The sequence below is a fragment of the Qiania dongpingensis genome (assembly GCF_014337195.1).
GTDB lineage: Bacteria > Bacillota > Clostridia > Lachnospirales > Lachnospiraceae > Lientehia > Lientehia dongpingensis.
In genome coordinates this window covers 2992298-3017925 of the sequence record NZ_CP060634.1, presented here as the reverse complement: position 1 = coordinate 3017925, position 25628 = coordinate 2992298, and the positions used below count along the sequence as shown (strand labels likewise).

The 25628-nt window shown below is 48.9% G+C and carries 21 protein-coding genes and 1 other RNA gene; 2 read left to right on the top strand and 20 right to left on the bottom strand.

Annotated features, from left to right (window positions below; genetic code table 11):
• Positions 1 to 79 precede the first annotated feature (79 nt).
• From H9Q78_RS14155 to rd, 4 genes are all read right to left on the bottom strand, one after another.
• Positions 80 to 1438 (bottom strand): MATE family efflux transporter, encoded by a 1359-nt coding sequence (locus H9Q78_RS14155; RefSeq protein ID WP_249302637.1) that lies wholly within the window; start codon positions 1436 to 1438, stop codon positions 80 to 82.
• A gap of 152 nt (positions 1439 to 1590) precedes the next feature.
• The gene (locus H9Q78_RS14150; protein ID WP_249302636.1) at positions 1591 to 4119 is read right to left on the bottom strand and encodes an FAD-dependent oxidoreductase; all 2529 of its coding nucleotides are present in this window, start codon (positions 4117 to 4119) and stop codon (positions 1591 to 1593) included.
• Positions 4120 to 4134: 15 nt separating this feature from the next.
• Positions 4135 to 4536 carry a bacteriohemerythrin gene (locus tag H9Q78_RS14145; protein WP_249302635.1) on the bottom strand — a complete coding sequence of 134 codons (402 nt, stop codon included), beginning with the start codon at positions 4534 to 4536 and terminating at the stop codon, positions 4135 to 4137.
• A 43-nt stretch (positions 4537 to 4579) separates the two neighbouring features.
• Positions 4580 to 4741, bottom strand: a complete 162-nt coding sequence (rd, locus tag H9Q78_RS14140; protein ID WP_147595607.1) for a rubredoxin — start codon at positions 4739 to 4741, stop codon at positions 4580 to 4582.
• Positions 4742 to 4872: 131 nt separating this feature from the next.
• Here rd and H9Q78_RS14135 point away from each other — a divergent pair, with 131 nt between their 5' ends.
• On the top strand, positions 4873 to 5520 hold the full coding sequence (locus tag H9Q78_RS14135) for a Crp/Fnr family transcriptional regulator (RefSeq protein ID WP_249302633.1): 648 nt from the start codon (positions 4873 to 4875) through the stop codon (positions 5518 to 5520).
• A 187-nt stretch (positions 5521 to 5707) separates the two neighbouring features.
• Here the strand turns inward: H9Q78_RS14135 and H9Q78_RS14130 are convergent, their stop codons facing one another.
• The 16 genes from H9Q78_RS14130 to H9Q78_RS14055 all read right to left on the bottom strand — a co-directional run bounded on the left by H9Q78_RS14130 (position 5708) and on the right by H9Q78_RS14055 (position 23203).
• The gene (locus H9Q78_RS14130; RefSeq protein ID WP_249302631.1) at positions 5708 to 6196 is read right to left on the bottom strand and encodes a dihydrofolate reductase; all 489 of its coding nucleotides are present in this window, start codon (positions 6194 to 6196) and stop codon (positions 5708 to 5710) included.
• An 18-nt stretch (positions 6197 to 6214) separates the two neighbouring features.
• Positions 6215 to 7045, bottom strand: a complete 831-nt coding sequence (gene thyA / locus H9Q78_RS14125) for a thymidylate synthase (RefSeq protein ID WP_249302629.1) — start codon at positions 7043 to 7045, stop codon at positions 6215 to 6217.
• A 23-nt stretch (positions 7046 to 7068) separates the two neighbouring features.
• On the bottom strand, positions 7069 to 9447 hold the full coding sequence (locus tag H9Q78_RS14120) for a ribonucleoside triphosphate reductase (protein ID WP_249302627.1): 2379 nt from the start codon (positions 9445 to 9447) through the stop codon (positions 7069 to 7071).
• A 198-nt stretch (positions 9448 to 9645) separates the two neighbouring features.
• Positions 9646 to 10881 (bottom strand): GTPase HflX, encoded by a 1236-nt coding sequence (gene hflX / locus H9Q78_RS14115; RefSeq protein ID WP_249302625.1) that lies wholly within the window; start codon positions 10879 to 10881, stop codon positions 9646 to 9648.
• Between the two features lie 59 nt (positions 10882 to 10940).
• Positions 10941 to 12116 (bottom strand): tetratricopeptide repeat protein, encoded by a 1176-nt coding sequence (locus tag H9Q78_RS14110; protein WP_249302623.1) that lies wholly within the window; start codon positions 12114 to 12116, stop codon positions 10941 to 10943.
• A gap of 9 nt (positions 12117 to 12125) precedes the next feature.
• Entirely contained in the window at positions 12126 to 12995 is an 870-nt protein-coding gene (locus tag H9Q78_RS14105) for a DegV family protein (RefSeq protein WP_249302615.1), read from the bottom strand.
• Between the two features lie 44 nt (positions 12996 to 13039).
• Positions 13040 to 13552 carry a dCTP deaminase/dUTPase family protein gene (locus tag H9Q78_RS14100; RefSeq protein ID WP_249302614.1) on the bottom strand — a complete coding sequence of 171 codons (513 nt, stop codon included), beginning with the start codon at positions 13550 to 13552 and terminating at the stop codon, positions 13040 to 13042.
• A gap of 172 nt (positions 13553 to 13724) precedes the next feature.
• The gene (locus tag H9Q78_RS14095) at positions 13725 to 14393 is read right to left on the bottom strand and encodes a YkgJ family cysteine cluster protein (RefSeq protein ID WP_249302612.1); all 669 of its coding nucleotides are present in this window, start codon (positions 14391 to 14393) and stop codon (positions 13725 to 13727) included.
• An 84-nt stretch (positions 14394 to 14477) separates the two neighbouring features.
• Positions 14478 to 14825, bottom strand: an RNA gene (gene rnpB, locus H9Q78_RS14090) — RNase P RNA component class A.
• 227 nt (positions 14826 to 15052) lie between these two features.
• The gene (locus H9Q78_RS14085) at positions 15053 to 15220 is read right to left on the bottom strand and encodes a hypothetical protein (protein WP_249302610.1); all 168 of its coding nucleotides are present in this window, start codon (positions 15218 to 15220) and stop codon (positions 15053 to 15055) included.
• A 767-nt stretch (positions 15221 to 15987) separates the two neighbouring features.
• Entirely contained in the window at positions 15988 to 17643 is a 1656-nt protein-coding gene (locus H9Q78_RS14080) for a nucleoside kinase (protein WP_249302609.1), read from the bottom strand.
• A 24-nt stretch (positions 17644 to 17667) separates the two neighbouring features.
• Positions 17668 to 18465 carry a Nif3-like dinuclear metal center hexameric protein gene (locus H9Q78_RS14075; RefSeq protein WP_283245053.1) on the bottom strand — a complete coding sequence of 266 codons (798 nt, stop codon included), beginning with the start codon at positions 18463 to 18465 and terminating at the stop codon, positions 17668 to 17670.
• A 16-nt stretch (positions 18466 to 18481) separates the two neighbouring features.
• Positions 18482 to 19243, bottom strand: a complete 762-nt coding sequence (locus tag H9Q78_RS14070; RefSeq protein WP_249302607.1) for a tRNA (adenine(22)-N(1))-methyltransferase — start codon at positions 19241 to 19243, stop codon at positions 18482 to 18484.
• 29 nt (positions 19244 to 19272) lie between these two features.
• Positions 19273 to 20376, bottom strand: coding sequence for an RNA polymerase sigma factor RpoD (gene rpoD, locus H9Q78_RS14065; protein WP_249302604.1), 1104 nt, complete (start codon positions 20374 to 20376; stop codon positions 19273 to 19275).
• Between the two features lie 49 nt (positions 20377 to 20425).
• On the bottom strand, positions 20426 to 22183 hold the full coding sequence (gene dnaG, locus H9Q78_RS14060) for a DNA primase (RefSeq protein WP_249302602.1): 1758 nt from the start codon (positions 22181 to 22183) through the stop codon (positions 20426 to 20428).
• Between the two features lie 15 nt (positions 22184 to 22198).
• Positions 22199 to 23203 carry a deoxyguanosinetriphosphate triphosphohydrolase gene (locus H9Q78_RS14055; protein ID WP_231061857.1) on the bottom strand — a complete coding sequence of 335 codons (1005 nt, stop codon included), beginning with the start codon at positions 23201 to 23203 and terminating at the stop codon, positions 22199 to 22201.
• 478 nt (positions 23204 to 23681) lie between these two features.
• Between H9Q78_RS14055 and H9Q78_RS14050 the strand changes: the two genes are divergently transcribed.
• Positions 23682 to 25034: a sodium-dependent transporter gene (locus H9Q78_RS14050; RefSeq protein ID WP_249302595.1), complete on the top strand. Its 1353-nt coding sequence runs from the start codon at positions 23682 to 23684 to the stop codon at positions 25032 to 25034.
• The last annotated feature ends 594 nt before the right edge of the window (positions 25035 to 25628 follow it).

Here is a 25628-nt window from a genome sequence, read left to right as displayed (position 1 = left end):
CGAACATTAGTTCTTGTCCAGATTTATCCAACCCCATCGGTTTTTATGTATGCGGAAAGGAAACGAAACATCCGGCGTTTTATAAAAAACGCGGCCTGTATCGTTGATATATATAAAAAGACAAGAGCACAGAAAGTGTGTCTGCCGTCACCTGGGACCATACGATTCCGAACATGCCGAACACAGCATTTAAGAAAAAAAGCATGGGAATATTAAAAACCACCCATCGCATCATCCCCAAAAATAAGGCCTTATTTCCCATACCGAATGCCTGAAAAAGATACACGGTATAAAAACATAAAAACATGAGCGGTGTGGCCAGCACTCTTATCCTGAGAAACTGCGCGGCCATTTCAATCGTCCGGGCATCCGATATAAAGAACCTCACCAGATAAACAGCGAATAGCTCGTATAAGACAATACACATCCCCGCTATCAAAAGCCCCATTTTTCGGGAAATACGGATGACATCATCCATGCGCTTCTGGTTCTTCGCCGCAAAGTTGTATGCCACAAGAGGCATCATACCCTGACAGATCCCGATTCCAACATTCAAGGGCAGTCTTTCCACTTTAAGGACGATTCCTATGGATGCCAGAGCCAGGTCGCTGTAGGAGACCATCAAACGGTCTACCACAACATAATCCAGATCAAATAACAATGACGCGACGGCAGAAGGAATCCCCACGGCAAAGACCGCGACGACATTCTCCTTTTTTGGCATCCCGGATTTCAGGCTGAATGTAACGACAGAGTGTTCCCTGATCCGAAACAGCACCACCAAGAAGTAAATGCAGGCAATGCTGTTGGAAAGACAGGTCGCAATGCCGACTCCAAGCACTTCATATCCATTTGGCAAGAAGACAAACATAAAGAGAGGATCTAACACAATGTTTAAAAGCCCCCCTAAGGCGATTCCTATACCGGCTTCCTTTGACCGGCCGGTGCTGCGTATTAAGTTGGACATCACATTTGACAAAACCGTCGGAATACCGCCTAGAACAATAACACAGACAGCGTACTGTCTGGCATACTGAAACGTATTTTCTCCTGCGCCGAGTATATTCAGTAACGGCCTCATAAATATTGCCGTCATCACTGAGAATAATGCCGCCACAAATATGGAGAGATAAAGGGAAAAGGCGCTGACCTTTTTCGCTTCAGCATCCATGCCCTTCCCGAGCAGTCTTGAAATCAGTGCCCCTCCGCCAACTCCCGCAAGGCTTGCAAGGCACAGCGTAATATTAAAAATGGGGAGGATCAAAGAGGTCCCCGCTACCATATAGGGGTTGTTTGTTCTTCCCACATAAAATGTGTCTGCCATATTATATATCAGCACAATAATCTGGCTTATGATCGTAGGAACAACCATTACTCTCAGCGCTGATGGGACAGGCAGCTTTTCAAATACGTCTTCATTTGTTTCTGTCCGTTTCAACTTACCTCACCTCTTTCAATATACTTATCCGCCCGGCGAATACACCTGTCTTTCTTCATACATTTTATCATATGGTATTAAGAAGTTCTACGAAAAAAAGTCCTGCAAGTCATTGGACAACTTGCAGGACAAACCGATATGATTTCATTCCATCAGGAAAATAATTCCCGGAAGCTTTTTCTCTTTTCCACAGCCTCCGTAAGCGCTGCCATTTTAGAGGTATCTCCAATCAGGATCACGCCGCAGAGCTTGTTATTAAGGAAATAATACTTCTCATACTGCTTTCTTCCCATATCTTTAAATTCCACGGTCCTATATACCAGATTCGGGTTCTTGCCGTTGTCACCGATGGCGTAAAGAGAAGTATTCATACCGTTAAAGGTCAGCGCGGCAGGAACTGTCGTATAAGTCAGTTTTTCTCCTACAGCATTTGCACCCGCCACCTTTCCCTGCTCTGACGCCTGAGGCCAGATGGCGTAATTAACGCCTTGATACTGAGCGCAGTCTCCGCATGCAAAAATGTCGGGAATGCTGGTCTCCATCCGCTCATTTACCACAACGGCCTGTTCTGTCTCCATACCAATGGATTTGGCGAGCTGCGTATTAGCGCGGACTCCGCAGGAAATGATGACCAGCTCCGCCGGGATCACCGTACCGTCGCCCACCTTTACGCCTGTGACCGTACCGTCGCCCTCGATCGCACTTATCTGTACCCCAGTATGAATCGATATCCCGCAGCTTTCACTGACCGCTTTCAGCAGATCACCGGCGGCCTCGTCCAGCTGGCGGCCCATCAGCTGAGGGGCCAGCTCCAATACAGTCACCGTACATTTTGACTTTTTGAGCTCCCACGCAGCTTCAAGGCCCAGTACGCCGCCTCCGATCACCACCGCATGCTTTACATCCGGAAGCAGAGCCGCCACTTTCTTCGTATCTTCCAGGCGGCGTATGGCCACCACTTCCCTTTTATCGGAGCCGGGTATGGGCGGAATGAAGCTTTCAGAACCCAGCGCATAGATCAGCTTGGTATATTTGAATTTCGCCCCATCCGATAAAGTAACTTCCTTCTGGCCCGGTTCAATCTTCACCACTTCTCTGCCCAAAATCTGAGCCACATTGTTTTCCTCGTACCAGCTTTCATTTTCAATGGCCAGCTGGTCGGCCTGAAGCTCAGACATGATGGATTTTGTGAGCATGGGCCGGTTATATGCGCTATAAGGCTCATTGGAAATAAGGATTACGGAGCCGGTCTTGTCTCTTTCCCGAATCGCCTTTGCCGCATGGAATCCCGCGGCTCCATTTCCCAAGATCACATAAAAATCCCTGGTATTCCTGCTGAATTCCGTAACTGTTTCTTCCACAAATACGAAATTCTCTTTTCCCACTCCGCAAACCGGACATATTTCAAGGGAAGAGTCGAAAATTGCGCCGCAGACCAGGCATTTCACCAATTTCCTGGCCCCCGTCTTCTTGGGATTTTCTTTGTCCAAAAGCAGGCATCCGAAATTATATCCATATTCATACGCGTCGATCCGATCCACCTCGCCGGGTTTAAATCTTACCCGGAAGCCGTCGTCGGGAACGCGCATCCGCAGCTGCTTCAAACGCTCGATGATGTGAGGAACACCCTCTCCGCTCCAGCCATAGCTTCCGAAGGCACTGGCCAGCTTTCCGCCATGGGTTCCCGCAAATATGGAGGTGGTCAGATCCCAGATTGGTTTAAGCGCTTCTCCTACGATGGTCGGCGTACCGAACAGAATCCCGTCGGCAAATCCCAGCTCCTCCAGTACCTTCCCCTGATCCGCTGTGACCATATCATAGCTCCGGACCTCGATATCACCGCTGTCTTTAATACCTTTTGTAATGATCTCCGCCAAAGCTTCGGTATAACCGTATGCACTCACATATGGAATGATGACCGTCTTTTTTTTGTTCGGATTGACTACCGTACACCACTCTTCATAAGTGTTCAGCATAAAATCGATATTGGTGTCGAGAACCGGGCCGTGACCGGTACAGATCATCGAGATATCCAGCTCCCGAATCCGCTCCAGCGCTTTCAGCATGAACGGCTTGAACGGGCCGATGATGCAGTCAAAATAATATTTGGTAGCCCGCATATAGCCTTCCTGATCCGTCACTTTGCTGGCGAGGACATCCTGGAAGCCATAATGGGAGCCAAAGGAATCACAGGTCACGAGAATCTGCTCTTCTTCAATATAAGTGTACATCGTATCCGGCCAATGAAGATTGGGGACAACCAGAAAGCGAAGAGTCCTGTCACCAATCTTTATTTTTTCATTGTCCTTAACCGCGATGGCACAGAAATCCCGATTGACGATTTCCTTAAGGAAGCTGAGAGCGCACCCCGTGGCAATGATCTTAAGGCCCGGATTCAGATCCAGAAGCCGTTCCACACTGCCAGCGTGATCCGGTTCCGTATGATTCACCACCAGATAATCTATTTTGTCTATATCCGTAAGCTCTCTGAGCTTTTCCAGATAATCCTCATAAAACTTCTCTTTTGCCGTCTCAAATAAGATGGTATGCCCGCCCGTCTTCATAATGTACGAATTATAGGTGGTCCCAAACTCCGTCTCCATGATGATATCGAATACCCGGAGCTTGTCATCCACAATACCGGTCCAGTAAAAGTCTTTCCTCAGTTCCATTGTTTTCATCGCGCTATTTCCTTTTTATTTATTGACGTATTGTGCCACTTTTTTGTCCCATACCTGAATGTGATTCACGAACCATTCCGAAATGTTTTTATTCACAGCCGCCACAAACGCATCGGTGGGGCCTTCTTCTTCCTCCAGCATTTCTCTCAGTTCTTCGATTGCCTTCGCAAATTGAGCATGCTGTTCTTTATGGCTCTTGACATCCGGATATCCCGACTCCTCCTGCAGCTTTTCCTCCGCGGAAAAATGAAATACTGTGTAATCCATCAGGAAATCCAGTGTCTGTACCGCCACATTTTTCTCTTTTCCTTTCGCGCAGCTGTCCACCAGTTTATTGATTCGGTCGATCAGCTCCTGATGCTGTGTATCTATCATTTCACTGCCTGTGACCAGGCTTTTGTCAAATACGATGCTCATATCCTATATCCTCCCTTTTTCATTCGCTCAAAGCAGCGTTATTTTATTCTTCCACTACAAAGGAATCTTTTCCTACTCCGCAGACAGGGCATACCCAATCATCCGGCAGATCTTCAAAAGCAGTTCCAGGCTGAATCCCGCTGTCAGGATCTCCTACCTCGGGGTCATAAACATATCCGCAGGGTTCGCATACATATTTTTTCATTTTACTTCACCTTAACCTTTCTTTGATATATAATATTGTTAGATTTCTTTTTGTTATTCATAGTATATCCCATTTGAAAAATAAATCTGTTGCATATGCAACTTTATAAAAAAAAATTGAAAGGAACCGCTATGCCCGCTAAAGTTTCTATTTTGGATCATATCAGCCAGGAAGAATATAAACGCATGATGGTCTGTTTCCGTGCCATCGAACGAAATTATATGCCCGGAGAGATCATAACCACCTTTGGACAAGGCAGCGCTTTAGTCGGCATTCTTCTGGACGGTGAGGCAGTCGTCATGCGCACCCATTCCGACGGCCGTCAGACCATTCTGGAGCAGCTTGAGGAAGGGGATATTTTTGGAGAAACTCTGTCCGCTGCAGCCAGTGAAACTTCCCTTATCCAAATCATCAGCTATAAAAGGACCAGGATTCAGTTCATCGATTACGGCCACCTGGTGAAGCGGTGCTCCAATGCCTGTTCCTTTCACAGCCAGCTGGTCAGCAATGCCCTGATGCTGATTTCCCAAAAAGCCGTTCAGCTCAGTGAACGCCTGGACATTTTAAGTCAGCGCACCATACGGGACAAGCTTCTGTCTTATTTCAGCCTGCTCTCCAGAAAGAACCAGTCTGAATCCTTCGATCTTCCCTTTACCATGAGTGATCTGGCCGACTATTTGTCTGTGGACCGAAGTGCCATGATGAGAGAGCTTAAGAAAATGAAAGAAGAAGGACTGGTAAATGTAAATAAAAAAGCGGTTACCTTTCCTGTGAATTGATATGCTTCCGTGAATATGCTGTTATCTTCTCATTGAATGAGAAGAGCTTCGCTGTATGAATCCAATAGCAGAAATAAAAACGCGGGCATCCGTCTCTCTGGACTTCTCACCCGCGTTTTGTTTCGCACTCTGTATCGCCGCTGCCCTTTTGCAGCTGTCCTTCTCGATTTGCCTTCGTTACTGCCGTTTATTTCCGTCGATAGACGGTAAACGCAAACTCGATTCCTTCCTGCTCCTGTCTTCCTCCCTCTTCTTTAAGTTCCCATTCCGGCGATTTATCCAAGTCAGGAAAATACGTATCTGCCTCATAGCTTTTATAAACCTTCGTCACAAACGCCGTATCACAATATGGAAGAAACTCCCTGTAAATATGGCCCCCTCCGGCAATAAACACATCACTTGCATCATACCGATTCAGATATTCAAGAGCCTCTCCCACACTGTGAAGGACTATAGTACCTGTCCTGGAAAAATCCGGATTCCCCGACAGCACCACGTTAGTCCGGTTTTTAAGGGGCTTTCCGCCGGGAAAGCTGTCCAGAGTTTTGCGTCCCATTACCACGACATTTCCGGTGGTCATCTTCCGGAAAAACTTCATATCCTCCGGCAGATGCCATAGAAGAGCCCCACCTCTGCCGATCGCCCAGTTCTCATCTGCTGCTACAATTATCTGCATACGCCCTCCTGCCGTCTGTCAAACCGCCACTGGTATCCGTTCTTTAAACGGATGATATTTATAATCCTTCAGCGAAAAGCTGTCCACGGTGAACTGATAAAAATCCGTAATGGATTTATCCATGGCAAACTCCGGCGCCTCGTAAGGCTCCCTTTTTATGAGTTCTTCCACCATCGGAACATGCCGGTCGTAGATATGGGCATCCGCGATCACATGCACCAGCTCTCCCGGTTCAAGGCCTGATACCTGGGCAAACATGCACAAAAGAACCGCATACTGACAAGTATTCCAGTTATTGGCCGTCAGCATGTCCTGAGAACGCTGATTCAAGATACCGTTTAAGCGGTTTCCTGATACATTGAACGTCATACTGTAGGCGCACGGATACAGCATCATTTCATGGAGGTCCTGATGGTTGAATATGTTCGTCAGCATCCTGCGGCTGCTGGGATTATGCTTCAGATCATACAGCACCCGGTCTACCTGATCGAACATTCCTTCTTTATACTGATGCTTCACACCCAGCTGATATCCATAGGCTTTCCCTATGGTCCCACTCTCGTCGGTCCAGGAATCCCAGACATGGCTTCCAAGCTCCGCCACGCGGTTGGATTTCTTCTGCCAAATCCAGAGAATCTCATCGATAGCGCCTTTGAACGCACTCTTTCTGATGGTGATGATGGGAAACTCCTTTGACAGATCATACCTGTTTACCACGCCGAATTTCTTAATGGTATGGGCGGGAGTTCCGTCTTCCCATCTGGGCCTGACATCATAATCCGTGTCCCACACGCCGTTTTCCAGAATATCCTTACAAGTTTCGATAAAAACCTTATCCGCATAGCTCATAGTCTGCTCCTTGTCCCCGTTCCTCAGCGTGCTTCCACATACCTCCTGATATTGGACGCATTTACATACTTCTCTGTTTCGCTGCCCTGCACCACGACCAGCGTCGGAGCCTGCATCACGCCGTACTGCGCCGCCAGATCCACATGTTCTTCAGCGTCAATAACCTCATATTCCTCATCCTTCAGGAATTCCTTAGCCAGCTTGCAGTTGGGGCAGGTCTTCGTGGTGAACAAATATTTAAGGGCTGCTTTTACCTGTCCTTCCGCTTCTTTTTTTTCACAATTTTCCTGGCTGTAGGTCACATTGCTTCCTGCTCCCTTTTTCAAGCAGGAATTTACCGGGTCGTATACTTGACGGTTCTTATATTCCTGCGTCTTGCCTTCGTTCCAGTTCTGCACCGGCCGGTAATATCCGGTGATCCGGCTGTATACCTCAGCCCGCTTACCGCAGGTCGGACAGGTAAAATGTTCGCCGGCGATATAGCCATGCTCACTGCAGACAGAATAGGTAGGCGACATGGTGTAATAAGGAAGTCGATAATTGTCGGCGATCACATGCACCAGCTTTGCCGCCGCTTTCCAGTCCGGAAGCTTTTCGCCTAGGAACGCGTGGAATACCGTGCCGGACGTGTAAAGAGTCTGAAGCTCATCCTGGATATCCAAAGCGTCAAAAATATCCGCCGTATATTCCACCGGAAGGTGGGAGCTGTTGGTATAATAAGGGGTATCTCCCTCTTTCCCCGCGGTCTTGATATCCGGATACCGTTCTCTGTCATGCTTTGCAAGCCGGAATGTGGTGGATTCCGCAGGCGTCGCCTCCAGATTATACAGATCTCCGTACATCTCCTGATAATCGGATAGCCTCTCCCTCATGTGGTTCAGCACATCCTTGGTGAACTTCTGAGTCTTTTCATCAGTCATATCTCCGCCCAGCCACTTCGCATTCAGACCCACTTCATTCATGCCGATCAGACCGATCGTGGAGAAATGATTGTCAAATGACCCGAGATAGCGTTTGGTATAAGGATAAAGGCCTTCCTCCAAAAGCTTTGTAATAACGCTCCTCTTGGTCTTAAGGGAACGGGCCGAAATATCCATCATCCGGTCAAGTCTGGCATAAAAGTCTGCCTCGTCCTCCGCCAGATAAGCAATCCTCGGCATATTGATCGTGACTACTCCAATGCTGCCTGTACTCTCTCCGGATCCAAAGAATCCGCCTGTCTTTTTCCTGAGTTCCCTCAGATCCAGTCTCAGCCGGCAGCACATGCTGCGGACATCGCTGGGTTCCATGTCACTGTTTATATAATTGGAAAAATATGGCGTCCCATACTTGGAAGTCATCTCAAACAGAAGACGGTTGTTTTCCGTATCCGACCAGTCAAAATCATTGGTTATGGAATAAGTGGGAATCGGATACTGGAATCCTCGTCCATTGGCATCCCCTTCGATCATAGTCTCGATGAAAGCCTTATTCACCATATCCATTTCTTTTTTGCAGTCTTTGTATTTGAAGTCCATTTCCCTGCCGCCGACAAGCGCCGGAAGCTCCGCCAGATCAGAAGGTACCGTCCAGTCCAATGTGATATTGGAAAAAGGAGCCTGGGTTCCCCATCTGCTCGGCGTATTGACTCCATAGATAAACGACTCAATACATTTTTTCACTTCCCGGTAAGATAAATTGTCTGCCTTCACAAAAGGAGCCAGATATGTATCAAAGGAAGAAAACGCCTGGGCTCCTGCCCATTCATTCTGCATTATGCCCAGAAAATTCACCATCTGGTTGCAGAGCACGGACAGATGCTTGGCAGGAGACGATGTGATCTTTCCGTCAATTCCGCCCAGTCCTTCCATGATCAGCTGCTTCAAGGACCATCCGGCACAATATCCGGTCAGCATGGAAAGATCGTGCAGATGGATATCTGCTCCTCTGTGAGCGTTTGCGACTTCTTCATCGTATATTTCAGACAGCCAGTAATTCGCTGTGACAGCGCCTGAATTGCTGAGGATCAGTCCGCCTACGGAATATGTGACCGTAGAGTTTTCCTTCACCCTCCAGTCCTCGACCTTCACATAGCTGTTTACCACATCGCTGTAATCCAGAATCGTGGACTTCATATTGCGGATCTTTTCCCGCTGCTTCCTGTACAAAATATAAGCTTTCGCCACATCCGTATAGCCGGCCTGCTCCAGGACATGCTCTACACTGTCCTGAATCTGCTCCACGGTCACACGGCCGTCTTCAATTTTATTCTGAAAATCCGCAGTCACACGCAGGGACAGAAGCTCCAGAATCTCTTCCGTATACATTTTATTTGTTGCCACAAATGCTTTGAGAACTGCGTCTTTTATTTTGTTCAGATTGAACTCCGCTATTTCTCCGTCTCGTTTAATTACGTTAAACATATAAATCCCCTTTCCGGCAAAACAAGGCTGGCCGCCTCAAGCCACACGATAGATTATAGCAAAGGCTATTTGTTACGTCAATAGGAAAACACAAGATATATGAGTTTTATTTTATCCTAATACCATATCTAGATTTCCAATAATTGGAAAAACCAGAGTTTCCGGTAAATCCGGGCTCTGGTCATCCAGAATACAGTCTTATATTTTTCCGATCAGCTCTGCCGGCATATATGCCGTCACCGCAATTCCATCTTCCTTATACTCCTCGGAAAGCAGCTGTCCATATTTTCGTATGAGCTGTATTTTCCCAGCCTCACTGTAGGGATAAAGCCGTTCCAGATATATCTTTCTCTCCCGAAGGATCCTGGAAAGAAGCACCTTGAGCTCCGGAAGGCCTGTACCGGCCTTTGCAGATATACAAAGAGTCTCATCTGCCTGAAAATCCCGCAGGATAGGCAGCTCTTCCATCCGGTCAATTTTGTTAAACAGAGTGATGACTGTCTTTCCCATGACCTCAAGGCTCTTTAAAGTTTCATACACCGTATGCATCTGAATATCCATGGACGGGTTGGACGCATCCACCACATGAAGAATCATATCCGCATATTTGGCTTCCTCCAGAGTACTTTTAAACGCTTCCACCAGATGATGGGGCAGCTTACGGATAAACCCCACGGTGTCCGTCAAAAGAACGGTCTCACCGTCCGGCAGCGGAAGCTCCCTCGTCGTAGGATCCAGGGTAGCAAACAGCTTGTCCTCAGACACCACGTCCGCGTCAGTGAGCGTATTGAGGAGCGTCGACTTTCCGGCATTGGTATAGCCTACGATCGCCGCCACTGACATATGGTTCCGTTCCCTCTGCTTCCTGGTCGTCTCCCTGTGCCGTTTCACATCCTCAAGCTCTGCCTTCAGTACAGATATTCTCTGATGGATCAGGCGGCGGTCAACCTCCAGCTTTTTTTCTCCCGGCCCTCTGGTTCCAATTCCGCCGCCCAGACGGGACAGCGAATTGCGGAGCCCTACCAGCCTGGCGGCCCGGTAGCGGAGCTGCGCCAGTTCCACCTGAATCTTCCCTTCTCTGGTGGACGCCCTGGAAGCAAAAATATCCAGGATGACCAGAGTGCGGTCCATCACCTTTACATCCAGGAGACTTTCAAGGTTCCGAAGCTGCGCCGGAGAAAGCTCGTCATCGCAGACGATCCCGGTGGCACCTTCCGCTTCCAGATATTCTTTCAGTTCGGAAATCTTCCCGGTGCCCAGATAAGTGCCGGGATGCACCGCTTCCCGGTTTTGAATTAAGGTCCCCACCGAAACGGCTCCCGCCGTCTTCACCAGCTCGGAGAGCTCTTTAAGAGAAGCCTCGGTATCGTCGCCGTCGCTGGTGCTGACTCCGACTAATATCACACGTTCTTCTATTTCTTTAATATCGATCATATTCCCTCATATACGACATGCCAGATTCCCCGTCCTGTCATTTAGGGGCCGGGCCGGCGTCACTGCTGCCTCGTTTCCAAAAAGGCAATCTCATGGTCTATCTTCTCATTGCTGCCATAGGTGTCCCGATAAGCGGTGAATTTCTGCAGGGCAGTCTGGAAGTCACCCAAGTATTCATAACAGGCAGCCTCTACATATGACAGCTCCTGTATAAGCGAACCGTCATTTTCAGAAATGCCCGACTGTGCATCTGACAGTGCCTGCTGGTAATTCTCAAGACGCATCTGACAAAGCGCCATCTGATAGTACACAGATGACTTGCTCGACGCGCCTGCCAAAGCCTGTTCAAACGCATGGTTAGCCGCCTCGCCGTCTCCCAGCGCCTCGCAGGCCAGTCCCAAGTAAATCCAGGTATTTCCGTCCCGCTCTTCTTCCTTAACCTGCTCCAGTTCAGTCCTTGCCTCTTCATAATTCCCAAGAAGATACTGGATCGCTCCCCTGTTTCTCTGCTCCTCTGAGGATTTTGCCTTTAAGCCCAGCGCTGTCTCCAGATAAGGAATCCCATCCTCCGCACGCCCGTTCTCCTCCAGCGTCAGATACATGTCTACATAATAATCCATATCCGCAGGAGCCAGATCCTTCACTTTATCAAAATCTGATTTCGCATTGTCCAAATCTCCGGACGCAGCATAAGCCTTTCCTCTCAGAAAGTAATACTCCGGATTTTTCTCATCCCCGGAGATCAGCGTACCATAATCCTCGACTGCGGCTTCATGGTTTCCATTCCGGCTTTCCGCCTCTGCCTTATAAAGACAGATATCGGTACGGAGCTCCTCCTGCTTTTTCTCCGTCCCCAGAACATTTAACGCTGCCTCAAAATAATGAACCGCTTCTTCATAGTTTTCTTCCTGATAGTAGACGATTCCCATGGCTCGGTACACTCCAGGGTCTTCGGGAGCCAGACTGATGCCATGGGTCAGAGAAACTCTCGCTCCGTCGTAATCTCCATGAGCCAGCTGAGCCATGCCTTTATTGGTATAATATTCCGCACGCTCCCCATCTTTCTGGATGGCTTTGTCAAAGGATGCTATGGCTTCTTCATACTTTCCGTCTCCATAAAGGGAAAGCCCTTTTTTATTCTCATCACTGCCTTTTCCGCCGGCACAGGAGGCCAGCAGAAGGACACACAGGCAGGCCAGCAGGCCCGCCCGGATCTTTTTCCATCGTTCTTTCATAATTTCCTCTTACCGTTTATTTCCCATATAGAAAAGCGCCATGGTGCCGGGACCGGAATGTGCGCCGATAACGGCGCTGACATAGCTGATATAAAATTTCTTGGGGCCAAACTTTTCCTCGATCAGCTCCGCCACATATTTTGCGTCCTCCAGACAGTCTCCGTGGCTGATGAAGATATCTTCGTTCTCGTCCTCAAACCCTTCGATCGTTTTTTCCATATTGGATACCAGCGCCTGAAGAGACTTCTTCCGTCCCCTTACATTACATAAGGAAACGAGCTTGCCTTCATTATCCACATGAAGCACCGGCTTTACATTGATCAAAGTCCCCAGGACCGCCGTGGTCTTGGATACCCGGCCGCCTCTATGAAGGTGGTGGAGGTCATCCACGGTAAACTGGTGGCACACATTCAGCTTATGGTCCTCCAGCCACTTTGCCGCTTCCTCAAGGGATTTCCCCGCATCTCTGAGCTTGAGCGCCTTATGTACGAAAAGGCCCTCTCCCATGGAAGCGCACAGAGAATCGATTACGATGATCTTCCTGTCCGGAAACTCTTCCTTCAGATCGTTGGCTGCAATCACAGCATTCTGATAGCTGGCGCTGAGCCCGGATGAGAAAGCAAGATACAGAATATCTTTTCCTGCTTCCAGATGCCTGCGCATGGCATTTCCCGCGTCTTCCGGATTTACAGCCATGGTGGTGGGCATGCTTCCCGCCCGCATCTTCTGATAAAAATCCTGAATGCTCAGCAGATGCTCTCCTCCATAAATGGTACCTTCCAGATTATAAAATAAATTCAGCACATCCAGATCGTGCTCCTTGATATACTCCTCCGGCAGATCAGATGCCGAATCCGTCATAATTACATATTCACTCATAGTCCTCTCCTTATCCTATTTCTATTTTAATCATCATCCCGCAGTCATACTCCGGTGCTTCCGAAACCGCCGTTCCTCACGGCTGCCGCATCGTCATCCTCCGTGATCCCAAATTCCATAAAAATCCCCTGGGCAAAACCGCTACCCGCTTCCAGGCGAAGTTCTTTTCCCTCTCTGCTGTCGTTGGTGATCTTAATGAATATATGACCTTCATTCTCAGAATGATAATAATCGCTGTCCACTATGCCGACTGTGTTGTTCATCTGAAGCCTATATTTGAAGCCAAGGCCGCTTCTCGGATAAATCTGAAGCACCCAGCCTTCTTCCATCGAAACGCGGATCCCCGTCGGAATCTTGACAGAATCTCCCGGCTTCAGGCAGATGGGAACCGGAGTGATGAAATCATAGCCCGCCGATCCGGATGTGGCCCTTTTCGGCACCTCGGCCATTTCATATGCCGCTTCACATGCCGCTTTCTCTTCTCGCCCGAAGGTATCCAGAAAATCCCTGCTGAACTGGGATTTGCTGACCTTTTCAAACCGTGCAATCCGTTTCATATTATTTCCCCGCTTTAGTTTTTTACTCTTCCATTGTACCATGGATTGTATCTGATGCAACCCCATTTTTCAATTTATAGAATCCGAATCTGGATTAAACGCTTTGTATTCGGCATCATATAGCTTTCCTCATCACATATTGGAGTATCGAAAACCCTATTCTGCCTGATCATCACCATTCTAACGCTGAGACCAGCTTTTTTGCCTTGGCAAGCCGTTCCTCAAACTGGATATAAAAGTCTGCCTCCATATCGTATGGTTCTGCATAAAACAGGTTCAGCACAAACGTGTTTACGTCCTTTTGAAGCGCTTCGTCCCTGCTTCCGGCAAAACGCTCTTTCAGTTCCTTGAGAAAGTCATGCCACTCCAGGATAAAATGCTCATTCTGTCCGGCATCCGGAATATCGATCCACTTCTTTACCTTTATTTTCGTCCGGCCGGATTTCGGACACTGGCTGCTCTGTAAATAATACCGGAACGAATGTCCCTCGTAATATCTCCCCAGAGGGAAAATACGGCAGAGACCCGGACGATAAGCATGGACGGAGCATCTCCCTGTATCATCCAAAAAAACACAGCTCTCCTCCCGGCCCGTCATTTTAAGATTCGGCAGGATGATTCCTTCCTCCACATGGAGCTCTGCGCTTTCCTCGAGCAGTTCTTTAAAGGTTGCAGAAAGGCCTTTTAAAAGGCGATATGCGTCCAGCGGATCCAAGATCACAGAGTTTCCCATACCGTGACAGCAGACGGAGCACCCCGCGCATCCTCCGCAGTCAGCCTTTACCATATCATTCAATCCATATAACCGTTCTATTTCATCAAGATGTACTTCTCTCTTCATATTTCCCCACTGGCTTCCTATGAAATAACAAAGCAGATATAAAAAACGGCCCAGCGGCCGTTCACGGGACATTCCCTTGTTTTCAATATGAGCAGGACTATAAGCCGGGTTCTGTCGCGAATGGTCATCTATCTAGGCCTGCCGTCACCGGAAGGCTCAAGCAACCTACCCGAAAGCAGACGGGCCGTCTTATGCTTTCTGTTCGGTCTTGCTTCGGATGGGGTTTACATATGCCTCCCCTGTTACCAGGAGAGCGGTAGTCTCTTACACTGCCCTTCCAACCTTACCGGCTAAAAGCCGGCGGTATATTTCTGTTGCACTATCCTTGGAGTCGCCTCCACCGGACGTTATCCGGCATCCTGCCCTATGAAGCCCGGACTTTCCTCGTCTGCCGCTTTTCAGCGCTGCAGCCGCGACCATTCATCCTGCTCTGTGGTATCATAACACAAGCTATCCGGAAATTCAAGAAAAAACAAACGCGGACTTTGTCGAAAAAGATACCTTTGAATACTTTTTGGAATCATTTTTAATTACTTCTGATTAAGCTTAAGTTTAACACCGGCAGAAGTTCCGGACCGTCACGATTTCGGTTCGCTGGCGATTCAGAGGCCGCCTTATCCCCGCTCCGGGAGTACCGCTCACATGTCGGCAGGAAATCTTTATGATTTCCTGTCTCCGGTTCGCTCAGAAACGGAATCGGTATTTTTCGTTTCTGCCTCCCTCCGCCTGGGGAACACCGGCCTCTGCTCTGCAGCGCTCACCTTTAGGCCGGCCCGGAATCCTTCTGCCGGTGCCTTGCCCGCCGCACTGTACTGGACAAGTTTCATTTCTTAGATACCAGAAAAGGATTGGATATCCACACGGCCCGCGCGCGTACCGCAGCGGGCCACAGTGTCCGCTCCAATGCTTTTCAAAACATGCGGAAGTTTATCCCGGTAAGGCAAGAGGAGCGGGAGGAACAATCCGCTTCCATCGTAAGGCGAGCGCCGCAAGGCGTTAGCAGAATTTTCCCGGCCGCAGGGAGGTAAAAACCGAATCTCATGCAGGTTTTTATTGGAATCTGACATGGAAAAATATCGATTTATCCATGGCAGTTGGAAAGGACCGACTGGAGGCCGTAAAAATTCTGGTTACGGCTGCCAGCGAGCCGCCTGGATGGAATCGGATTTTCTCCTGTCTTGTAAACCAGATTAAGAAAGCTTGTTTGAAAGGTATTTAAAGGTATACCCAAGGGCACCTCTTCATACATGCCCTAAAGGCGGGTACACTTCGTGCGTCAAGGTATAAACTTTAACGGTATCTTGACATCCATCCTGCTTCGATTGTGATATAGTATTAGTAGGAAGGAAGGTGATTATATGATGTGCGCAATACTTGTAGGACTTGTTTTTATCACGGTTACTGTGAAGATGGGGCTTCCATTATTCTTGTACCTGAAAGATATGAATAAGGACGGCACACCTTTATGATCTCGCCGACATAGTATTTTTATATATTACTTTCCAAAATTGAATACGAGAAAAGAAGGCCTGCCGAGAGCTGCTCCGGCGGGCCTTTTATTTATCATGAGAGGGAAAAACATTTAAAGTTATGCTCAAACGTGGAAGCAGCTTCCCCCGATGAATTCTCTCAAAAGGGAGTTTTTCGGTATGTCTTCGCTTACCACAGTCAGGAAATAATCAAAGAATTTGAGCAGCCGTTTTGCCTCCATATATTCTGGCGCATCCTTGGGTATCCCGAAAAGAAGCGGCTCCGCATAAGGCTTTAAGACTGCCAGTTCATAGATAAGCGCAGAATTGAATACCACGTCTGCCGACTCCTGGTACGGAAATATATTTTCCTCCTCACCTCTGCGGACAGAAGGCCACATGGCGATGGTATCCTTCGCCGCCGTGCCTCTGGTGCGCGCGTCTCTCACCATACGCCTTATCAGACGTCCGTCCGTGCTTGGTATCCGGTTGTGCTCATCGATATTCAGCTGAGTGAGGGCGCTGATATAAATCTTGAACTTATTTGCCGGAGGAAGGCTGTATGACAGCTTGTCGTTGAGCCCGTGGATACCTTCCACAACCAGGATATCATCCGGCCCCATCGTCAGAGTGTCTCCTTTGTATTCCCGCCTGCCTTTTTTGAAATTAAATGTGGGCATTGCTACTGTCTTTCCCTCCAGCAGAGCGCACATATCCTGATTGAACTGCTTTACATCTATAGCTTCCAGGCATTCATAGTTATATTCCCCAAATTCATCCCTGGGAGTATCTTCCCTGTTTACAAAGTAATTGTCCACGGCGATGGGATGCGGCTCAAGGCCCAATGTTCGCAGCTGAATAGACAGACGGTGAGAAAAGGTTGTCTTTCCAGAGGAAGAAGGTCCCGCGATCATCACAAATTTCCGGTTCCGGTCTCTCGCGATTTCTGTAGCGATCTCTCCCAGCCGCTTTTCCATCAGAGCTTCCTGCACTAGGATCAATTCGTTGATCCCTCCGCTCACAATCCGGTCATTCAGATCGCCCACAGTGTCTACGCCAAGAGCCTCGCCCCATTTAGAGGACTCCTTCTGGCACTGGTATACCTTCTCACCGGGTACAAACTCCGGCACCTCTTCCGGATTTTTCTGCGTGGGCATCTGGATGACAATGCCTCCGTCATAGTAATAAAGCTTAAAATATTTCAGATATCCAGTATTGCATACCATATATCCATAATAATAATCCTCAAATTCCCGGATGCTGTATATATTCACCTTGGACACTCTTCGGTAATGGAACAGCTTCTCTTTATCATACATTTTATATTTCCCGAACAAATCCACCGCTTCATCGGTGGAAACGCTCCGTTTCATCAAAGGCAGCTTTTCTTCCACCAGCTCTTTCATCTTCTGAGAGACGGACTCCACAAATGCCTCATCCACCTGAATATCGCCCCGGATATCCACATACACGCCTTTACTGATCGCAAAATCCACCAGCACCTTATCCAGGACATCTCTTCCTGCAGCCGCGTAGATTGCTTTCACCAAAAGGAAAATCATACTGCGCCTGTATGTCTGAAATCCCGGCTTATCCGCCGCAGTGAAAAATTCAATCCTGCTCCCGTCTTTTACCTTTTTATGTAGCTCCGACAGTTTTCCGTCCACAGACGCCAGAAGAATGTCATGGGAATAATCCTGTCTCACGCGTTCTGACAATTCCAGAAGCGTGGCTCCCTCTTCCACCTTCATTTCTTTTCCGCCGCATATTACTGTCCACATAATATCAACCCCTTTCCGCCTGCATCATATTATCTCATAAGGATATGAAACAGGAGCTTTCTTTATCACTAGACCAAACCCGGCCATTTCCAGCTCTTTTGCAACTGCATCCACAAAAATATGCTCCAGGCCGTAATGCCCCGCATCTATAAGAGAGAGTCCGTCCGCCATCAGATCAAGCCCCTCATGATGGCCCATATCGCCAGTGATCAGTACCTCCGCGGCCGCTTCCACAGCAGGAACCAGCATGCTTTTTCCCGATCCTGGTGAAATGGCGATATGCCTTACCATCCGTTTTTTATCTGCACTGTAGACGGTAACAGCCGGTATGCAGAAACGTTCCTTCACAAGCTCTGACAGTTCTTCCAGGGTCATGGCTTCTGCCAAAGAGCCCGCCCTGCCGATTCCCACAGGGACTCCCTGTTGCTCTCCCATGGCCTCAAGGGGCGCCGTACATCCCCTTATCCCCAGGCGTTCTGCCGCCAGATCTGCCATGCCTCCTGCCGCTATATCAAAATTGGTATGGCCCGCATAATACGAAATATCCGCCTGTAAAATCTTCATGACCCGACTTCCCACCGACGTCTCATCACTGACCTTTTTTATGGCTCCAAAAATAAGCGGATGATGAGTGATCAGCATATCCGCTTCCTCCCGTACAGCCGCTTCTATTACTTCATCTGTAGCATCCAGAGCCACATATACGCACCGTACTTCTTTGTCCGCCCTCCCGGCCAGCAGGCCCACATTATCCCAGCCGCATGCCATTGATTCCGGCCATTTTCTGTCAAACCACTCTTTTATCTCCCGGCACTTTTTCACTCGGTCTCCTCCTTTGTCATTTCTTCCGGCTCTCTTCCCCAGTTTTTTCCGCTCCTGCCTGAAAAAGCGCTTCCTTCACAGCCAGAATCTCTCTGTCTATCTGCAGAAGGCGTTCATCGGCCTTTTTTGTCCTCACTTCCATTAACGTCTCCCGAATCTTTATAAGAGTGTCCTCTTCTTTCTTCAGGTATTCCAAAAAAACTGGTTTTCCCGTCCGAAGCAGATACCTGCCGTATTTCTCTTCTATGTAAGACCAAGGCTCTTCATCCGGCCCAAGACCTTCTTTTCCATCCGCTGTTTCCTGCAAATATCCTGCTTTTATAACAACATAGTACTTCCCTTCCTCTTCTGCCATGTCCTCCGCAAAAATCTGATACCCATTCCGCAGAAGATAGCGCCGGACCTCTTTAATCTCCGACTGAGGTGACAATACCAGTCTCCGCAGTCCGGCCGCAATCCTTTTTCCTCTTTCTAAAATCCGGATAATCAGCATTCCTCCCATACCAGCGATCACAGCCGTGTCGGCCTCTCCAGGCTCCAGCCCTTCCAGACCGTCGCTTTTCCGGAGAGAAATCCGTGCGTCCAGCCCGTGCTCCTCAATGTGCGCTCTCGCACGAAGAAGAGGTCCTTCATTGATATCCATGGCGATCGCAGAAGGTATCACCCCTTGTTCCACCAGCCAGATCGGCAGATATCCATGATCCGTGCCAATATCGGCCAGACGGCTCCCCGGATCCACCATGGCCCCAATGGCCGTCAGCCTCTTTGATAACTCCATCTGTCTTTCGTTCTCCTTATATCCTGTGTCTATTCCAGATAATCCTTAAGCTTTTTGCTCCTGCTTGGATGTCTCAGCTTCCGGAGAGCCTTTGCTTCAATCTGCCGGATCCGCTCTCTTGTCACATTAAATTCTTTTCCCACTTCTTCCAGGGTCCGCCCCTCACCATCGATCAGTCCGAAACGCATACACAGAACTTGCCGCTCTCTGTCTGTCAATGTATGGAGGACCTCCCCCAGCTGTTCTCTCAGCATGCTGAACGCGGCCGCCTCGGCGGGAACCTGGATGCTCTCATCCTGTATGAAATCCGCCAGATGGCTGTCTTCTTCTTCCCCCACCGGAGTTTCCAGAGAGACCGGCTCCATGGAAAACTTCATGATCTCCCTTACCCGCTCCTCGGGTAGGTTCATCCGTTCTGCAATCTCATCGGGCTTAGGATCCCTTCCGTATTCCTGTAAAAGCTGTCTGGATGTGCGGATCACCCGGTTGATCGTCTCGACCATATGGACCGGTATGCGGATCGTCCTGCCCTGGTCGGCTATGGCCCTTGTAATCGCCTGCCTGATCCACCAGGTTGCGTAAGTGCTGAACTTATATCCCTTTTTATAGTCAAACTTTTCCACGGCTTTCATGAGCCCCAGATTTCCCTCCTGGATCAAATCCAGAAACTGCATGCCGCGCCCCGCGTATCGCTTCGCGATGCTCACGACAAGTCTGAGATTCGCTTCAGCCAGACGTCTTCCGGCTTCTTCATCTCCCTCTTCGATCCTCTTTGCAAGAGAAAGCTCTTCTCCCGTCGTCAAAAGAGGAATCTTCCCAATCTCCTTCAGATACATCCGAACCGGGTCCTCTGACGAAGGCCCTTCTATATTCACCGTCTCCTGAAATTCCGTCTCTGTTTTGTCTCCTTCCTCATCCGAAAGGAAAAGAAGCTCTTCTTCTGCTATTTCACTGCGTACTTCCACGCCTCCGGCCTCCAGCACCTGAAACGTCTTGTCGATACAGTCCGCATTCAGGCTGTCATCTCCAAGCACTTCCATGATGTCCTGGTAATCCAAGGTATTTTTCCTCTGTGCCGCCAGCTTCAAAAGCTTAGCCAGCTTGTCCTCCAGCCGGAGCCCCACCGCTTCCATATAACTCCCATCCTTCCGTAACCGAATGCTATTCGGCTATATTCTATCCTTAATTGAGAGAAATATGCAGTTGATTTAAGTTTGCCTGCTCTTTAATGAGCTCCTGCAAAGCGGCTATTTCCGTCACATTCCTGCTTTTTTCCTCGAGGCTGTGCCGCTTCACCCGCTTCACGGTTTCCGAAAACGCTTTCTCTCTCTCCTCCTTTGTCAGCTCCGAAAGGGAAGTATTGAACAGCGCCGCCACTTCCTTATATTCTTCCTCGTCGTTAATAAAATGGCTTAGGATACCGGCCGGTTCCAGGTGCCCCGACTGCAGACCCTCAAAGACCATGGCTGCAACCTTCTGATAAAGGACCTCTGTAAAATCCTCCGGTCCTATGATTCCCTTCACCGCACCATAGACACGCTCATCTTCGATCAGCCAGGTGAGCAGAATTCTCTGAGACTGCCGTACCCCGTCAGTACGCTCCTTTTTTTCTTCTGTCCGCCGCATGCCCGACGGCCGTTCCGCCGCCAGTCCGACCTTTCCGCCCATGGTGTTGACCAGGCTCTTCAGATTCTCATACCCGATATGATACTGTCTCGCCACAGCTTCCGTATAATTATCCCGTTCCAGTTTTTCAGAAAACTGCAGCAGCTTCTTTGCCACCGCATTATGAAATGCCGTCTTTTGCTCCGGGTCTTCCATATCATACTGTCTGTAAAGCACATCTGTCTCAAATAAGAAACCGTTCTGCGCTGATTCTATCCGTTCCTCAAACGCCTCTGCCCCCAGATTTTTGATAAATTCGTCCGGATCTTTATACGGCTTCAGGCTCAGCACCTTGGCCGACAGCCCTGCTTCCTTCAATATCGGAATCGCCCGGAGCGCCGCCTTTATTCCGGCGCCGTCACTGTCATAGGTCAGGATCACCTGCTCCGTATACCGTCTAAGAAGACTGGCTTGCCCGGAGGTAAACGCGGTCCCCAGGGATGCCACCGCGTTGGCAAAGCCTGCCTGCTGCATGGAGATCACATCCATATATCCTTCGCAGATCAGCATATAAGGCTTTCTGGCCGTTCTGGCATAGTTGAGTCCATATAAGTTCCTGCTCTTGTCAAAGGCCTTCGTCTCCGGTGAATTCAGGTATTTCGGCTCACCCTCTCCCATAACGCGCCCGCCAAAGCCGATAATCTTTCCGTTCACATCCATGATCGGAAACATCACCCGATTCCAGAACCTGTCATGGCATCCCCTCTCTTCTATCTTCACAAGACCCGTTTCCTTTAAGAGGCTGTCACTGTATCCTTTTTTCTTCAGATACTGGTAAAGGTCGTCCCGGTAAGGATTGGAATATCCCAGGCCGAATTTCCGGATAGTATCATCCGTAAGGCCCCGGCCTCTCAGATAGTCATACGCCCTTTGTCCGGACACGCCTTTCATTTGATAATAAAAATACCGGCCGGCTTCCCGATTCACCTCAAGTATCCTCGCCCGCAGATCCGCCTGTTTTCTGGCCTCCGCGCTCTCCTCCTGCTTCGGCAGCTCTATCCCCGCTCTCTCTGCAAGATATGCGAGTGCTTCTGGAAATGTATAGTTCTCATATTCCATTAAAAACGTGATCACATTGCCCCCCGCTCCGCATCCAAAGCAGTAATACATCTGTTTGGACGGCGTCACGGAAAAGGACGGTGTTTTTTCATTATGAAAAGGGCACAGCCCAAAATAGGTGCTGCCCCGCTTCTGTAATTTCACATAGGAGGAGATCACATCTACGATATCGTTTCGCGTCCGCACCTCTTCCACCAATTCTTCTGGATAAAACATAAGCTCATTCCCCTGTCAGTTTTTCCACGCCTGCGGAACAAACAGATTCGTAAACGTGTCGATCGCGTAGCTGTCACTCATGCCCGCGATATAATCGCAGACCACCCGTTCTTTAGAATCTCCCTGATCCATCAGCATCTTGTATTCCCCTGGAAGCTCATCCACATGATCCAGATAATATCCAAATAAATCCACCAGCAGCTGCTGTGCTTTCGGATCCTCTTTTTTGGATACACTATTCTTATAGACATTTTCAAACATGAATGCCCGAAGGCTTCCCATGGCTTTTTCCACTTCCGGCGCCATGAGAATCTCCGGTTTGCCGCAGCTCTCCTCAATGATACTGTGGATCAGTGTATTCAGACGCTCCCGCACCGTATGTCCGAGGACGTCCGTATAAGGAGATGGAAGCATCTCCTCTGTCAGTATCCCAGCGCGTATGGCATCGTCTATATCATGGTTGATATACGCAATCTTATCCGACAGACGGACTACTTTACCTTCCAATGTATGAGGGCGGCCGGAGGTCCTGTGATTCAGGATGCCGTCTCGCACCTCCCAGGTCAGGTTAAGTCCTCTTCCTTCCTTTTCCAGACGCTCAACCACTCGGACGCTTTGCTTATAATGGGCAAAGCCTTCTGAACACACCGTATTTAACGCGTCCTCCCCAGCGTGGCCAAAAGGTGTATGTCCCAGATCATGCCCCAGTGCGATGGCCTCCGCCAGCTCCTCGTTAAGCCGGAGGGATTTCGCTATAGTCCGGGCAATCTGCGCCACTTCAAGCGTATGTGTCAGTCTCGTCCTGTAATGATCGCCCACCGGTGAAAGAAAAACCTGTGTCTTATGTTTTAGACGCCGGAAAGATTTACAGTGCAGGATTCTGTCCCTGTCCCGCTGATAGGCCGGCCTGATATCGCAAAGAGGCTCGTCTCGTTCACGCCCTCTCGTGTTTTTGCTGAGGGAAGCATAGGGACTTAAAATCTCACATTCCTGTGCTTCCAGCTGTTCTCTGATGTTCAACACTGCCACCGCCTTTCCCTGTCCGGCCTGTGCCGGCGCGGTATATCGTCTGGCCCGCTGCGTTATGAGCGCGGGCCGTGTGGATATCCGATCCTTTTCTAGAATCTAAGAAACAAAGTCTATCCAATGTGATGCGGCAGTCAGGACGCCGGCAGAAAGATTCCGGGACAGCCCGGAACTTCTGCCGGTGCTAAACTTAAGCTTAATCGGAGTTAACTAAAAATGATTCCAAAAAGTATTTTGTATCATTCCAAGGTATACCCAAGGGCATCCCTTAATACATGCCCTCTGGGCAGGCGCCCTTCGTGCGTCAAGGTATACTTCTTCTTGTATATTATACCATGTCTGCTGATGATAGAAAAGTAAATCCCATCGCCTTTTTTTGATATTTTATAGAAATTTCACTTTTCTCTTGTCCAATTTGAGAATTTATTGTAGACTTAATAGAACATTGTCATTTTTTGTGGGAGGTAAAAACATGGAACAGACACCAAAACGAAGCAGTTTTTCCGGGAAGCTGGGGTTTGTCCTCGCTGCCGCGGGATCTGCGGTCGGCCTGGGAAATATCTGGCGTTTCCCCTATTTAGCCGCTAAATACGGCGGAGGGATTTTCCTTTTATGTTATTTGATCTTAGCCGTAACGTTCGGATTTGCTCTCATGGTAGCGGAAATCGCCATCGGACGTAAAACAAGGCAGAGTGCCATAAAGGCCTACGGAGTTCTCGATAAACGTTTTCGTTTTCTCGGTCCCCTCTGCTCGGTCGTGCCGATCATCATCACGCCCTACTACTGCGTTATCGGCGGATGGGTATTAAAATATCTCTCGGTATACGTGACCGGAAACGGAGCGGCCGTATCCGACGGAAACTTTTTCACAAAATTCATCTCATCTTCGTCACCGATGGTCTGGTTCATCATTTTCGTGGTGATCACCGTCGTCATCGTCATGACCGGAGTGGAAAAAGGAATTGAAAAGGTCAGCAAATTTATGATGCCGCTGCTGGTGCTTCTTTCACTGGGAATCGCCATATATTGTCTGACCCTGCCTGGGGCCATGGATGGAGTAATCTATTATCTGAAACCCGATTTCAGCAAGTTCTCCATCACGACGGTACTGGCCGCCATGGGACAGCTCTTTTATTCCATGTCACTGGCCATGGGCATCATGATCACATACGGCTCTTATATGAAAAAGGATACCAGTCTCTCCTCTGCCGTACATCAGATTGAGATTTTTGACACCGGTATCGCGTTCCTGGCTGGCCTCATGATCATCCCCGCCGTATTTTCTTTCACCGGAGGCGCAGACATCAATGCGGGCCCCGGCCTTATGTTTATGACTCTGCCTAAAGTATTTGGCAGCATTACCATCACCAATATCATCGGCACGCTGTTCTTCCTGCTGGTATTCTTCGCCGCTTTGACCTCTTCCATTTCCTTGACGGAGACAGTGGTCTCTATCATCTGCGACAAGACCGGCATGAAACGGATATCCGGCTGTATCATTACTGCCGTCATCCTTTTAGCCCTGGGAACTCTTTCCGCTTTAGGCTATGGCGTGCTGTCTCAGATTCAGATCATCGGCATGGCATTTCTGGACTTCTTTGACTTTGTGAGCAACAGTGTCCTGATGCCCATCGTAGCCTTTATCACCTGCATTTTAGTGGGCTACGTCATCAAACCTAAGGTTATCATAGATGAGGCAGAAGAAAGCGGCCCCTTTAAAGGAAAAAAATTATTTGTGATCGTGATAAAGTATGTCGCTCCCATATGTATCATCGCTATCCTGATCAGTTCAATCTTAAATTCTCTTCATATCATCAATATCTGATTTTCAGGACAAAACAGCCTCTTGCGATAAGAGGCTGTTTTTATACTTTGATACAAAATACTTTTTGGAATTATTTTTAATTAGTTCTGATTAAGCTTAAGTTTAACACCGGCAGAAGTTCCGGACCGTCACGATTTCGGTTCGCTGGCGATTCAGAGGCCGCTTTATCCCCGCTCCGGGAGTACCGCTCACATGTCGGCAGGAAATCTTTATGATTTCCTGTCTCCGGTTCGCTCAGAAACAGAATCGGAATTTTTCGTTTCTTCCTCCCTCCGCCTGGGGAACACCGGCCGCTGCCCTGCGGCGCTCACCTTTAGGCCGGCCCGGAATCTTTCTGCCGGTTTTTTTCTGCCGCACCGTTAAAGATAGGCGCCATGTCCCTGATTCCAGAAAAGGATTGGATATCCACGCAGCCCGCGCGCCTTACGGCAGCGGGCCGCGGTGGGCCGCCCCAATGGCTTTTATAACAAACGAGCGCCTACTTCGGTGCGGCAAGAGGAGCGGGAGGAATGATCCGATTCCATCGTAAGGCGAGCGCCGCAAAGGCGTTAGCAGGATTTTCCCGGCCGCAGGGAGGTAAAAACCGAATTTCAT